Below are 2,553 nucleotides of genomic sequence, written 5' to 3' on the forward strand. Positions count from 1 at the left end.
CAGAGAGGTCACACCCGTTCCCATACCGAACACGGAAGTTAAGCTCTCTAGCGCCGATGGTAGTTGGGACCTTGTCCCTGTGAGAGTAGGACGTCGCCAAGCAACTTTAAGACGAGTCAGAATGACTCGTCTTTTTTGTATTTTATAACTTCTTTTCAAAGCTAAATATTTTGAAGTGCTGCTCATTTCTTAAAAGATTTTTGAGTACGTAGCTATATAAGTTTTATTCAATTTCTTTCGTGATTTTTGACAGGTAATTTAAGATTTTCTATTTTATTTCTTAAAGATAGAATTCATTGGTATGTTAAAATAGTACAGTTGTTTTTGATGTACTTTAATATAAGAAGATTTAAGTTAGAAAAGGAGATAATATGAAAAAGATAAGTATAATTACTATAGTAGTCTTAGTCCTGCTAGTAATCGTGTATATGTTAGTTGGAAATTATTTTTATAACTATGCATTAAATGCGAAACAAGAAAAGGAATTTTTGCAAGATAATCCTCATTTAGTGGAAACGGTAAATGCGTCGGGAGATGTATTGGCTGCAAATGAAGAAAAGAATGCAAACTTCGTATCGAAGTATAAACCTAACACATTAACTATACGTTCTTTCGATAAATTAAATTTAAAAGGTTATGAATATATGAATGAACCATCTAGTCATAAATGGGCAATTGTAGTTCATGGATATAGTGGTAGAGCATCAGAAATGACGAAATATGTTCGTAACTTTTATGAACAAGGCTATAATGTCATAGCACCAGACCTTCGTGGGCACGGAAATAGTGAAGGGGATTATGTTGGTATGGGCTGGCATGATCGTAAAGATGTGTTAATTTGGATTCAACAAATCTTAAAGAAAGACCCTAATGCTGAAATAGCTCTATTTGGTGTTTCAATGGGCGGGGCAACTGTAATGATGACTTCAGGAGAAGATTTACCTTCTAATGTTAAAGTTATTATTGAAGATTGTGGATACTCAACTGTTATTGATGAATTTACTTATCAACTAAAAGATTTATTCCACTTACCGAAGTTTCCTGTTATGAATGCGGCAAATACGGTTACTAAATTAAGAGCTGGGTATGATTTAGAAGAGGCCTCAGCAGTAAAACAAGTAGCGAAAAGTAAAACACCTATGCTGTTCATTCATGGGGATGCTGATACATTCGTTCCTTTTGAAATGTTAGATGAAGTATATAATGCTGCAAAAGTAGAAAAAGAGAAATTAATTGTTCCAGGTGCTGGACATGGAGAAGCGGAGAAAGTAGATTCGAATAAATATTGGAATACTGTATGGAAGTTCGTAGGGAAGTATATTCCGGCATAATTAAAGTTGTTGCATTTATATAGACGATAATCGGAGGGATAATAGTTAATCCTTTTGATTATCGTTTTTTTGTTAATTAGGTATTCTGCTATAAGTGTATTTTTGTATGTACTATATGAAGGAGGTAGAGCAAAAACTTTTGAATTCCTTAATCTCAGTGCTACAATGATTGAAAACTAAAAGTTAATGAGGTGTTTCTATGAAAATTGAAGTTTGGTCAGATTTTGTATGCCCATTTTGCTATATTGGGAAACGCAGATTAGAGATGGCTTTAGAGCAATTTCCGCATAAGAAGGATGTTGAAGTTGAGTTTAAAAGTTTTGAATTAGACCAAAATGCTCCAATCTATTCTGGGACAAGTATTAATGAAGTACTTGCATCAAAGTATGGAATTAGTATTGAAGAAGCTAAGCGTAATAACGTACAGCTAGGAAATCATGCAGCTAGTATGGGTTTAAGTTTTAATTTTGATGAGATGAAGCCGACGAACACGTTTGATGCGCATCGTCTTGCGAAGTTTGCAAAGGATCAAGGAAAAGAAAAAGAGATTACGGAAAATCTACTTTTCGCATACTTCACTGAATCGAGAAATTTAAGTGATGTGGATACACTTGCTACTATCGCTGAAGTTTCAGGTTTAGATAAGCAAGAGGCTTTAAATGTTATTAATGATAAAAATGCGTATGCAAATGATGTTAGAATTGATGAAGCGATTGCTCAGCAATATCAAATTTCGGGAGTACCTTATTTTATTATTAATCAAAAGTATGCTATTTCAGGTGCACAACCACTTGAAACTTTTGTTGGTGCACTTCAGCAAGTGTGGGAAGAAGAGAATCCTGCACCTAAGTTACAAGAACTTTCTTCAGAGGGTGGAAGCGATCTTTCTTGTACTGATGGAAGTTGTTCGGCGCCGTCGAAAGAGCAATAGTTTTTATAGTAGAGTAGTACCCCATAGATAGTTCTGTGGGGTGCTTGTATATAACTATAGAAGAAATACATAAGTGAAATCTATAAAATATAAAGTTTTTTAAAAAACGTATTGACGATTATACTTTAGAGGTGTAATATAGAACAAGTCGCCGATGACAATAACGTCGCAAGCGACAAACGAAATAAAAAACTTAGTTGACATTGAAAGATGAAAATGTTAACATAAGGAAGTCGCAAATGAGCGACCAAGTAGTTCTTTGAAAACTGAACGAAACAAACAACGTGAAAC

Annotated in this window: 2 protein-coding genes and 1 rRNA gene; all 3 read left to right on the plus strand. The window is 34.3% G+C overall.

The window, feature by feature from the left end:
* Positions 1-102 (plus strand): 5S ribosomal RNA (gene rrf, locus GBN78_RS29330); the annotation flags it as partial.
* Positions 103-371: 269 nt separating this feature from the next.
* Positions 372-1,331, plus strand: coding sequence for an alpha/beta hydrolase (locus tag GBN78_RS29335; RefSeq protein ID WP_000723977.1), 960 nt, complete (start codon positions 372-374; stop codon positions 1,329-1,331).
* 199 nt (positions 1,332-1,530) lie between these two features.
* Entirely contained in the window at positions 1,531-2,262 is a 732-nt protein-coding gene (locus GBN78_RS29340; RefSeq protein WP_000687938.1) for a DsbA family oxidoreductase, read from the plus strand.
* The last annotated feature ends 291 nt before the right edge of the window (positions 2,263-2,553 follow it).

Origin of the sequence: Bacillus sp. B2-WWTP-C-10-Post-4 (assembly GCF_009183805.1) — a bacterium.
GTDB lineage: Bacteria > Bacillota > Bacilli > Bacillales > Bacillaceae_G > Bacillus_A > Bacillus_A cereus.

What these genes read in the sequence shown, in the direction of transcription:
- GBN78_RS29335 (WP_000723977.1), top strand. Translation starts at nt 372, where the DNA reads ATGAAAAAGATAAGTATAATTACTATAGTAGTCTTAGTCCTGCTAGTA.
- GBN78_RS29340 (WP_000687938.1), top strand. Translation starts at nt 1,531, where the DNA reads ATGAAAATTGAAGTTTGGTCAGATTTTGTATGCCCATTTTGCTATATT.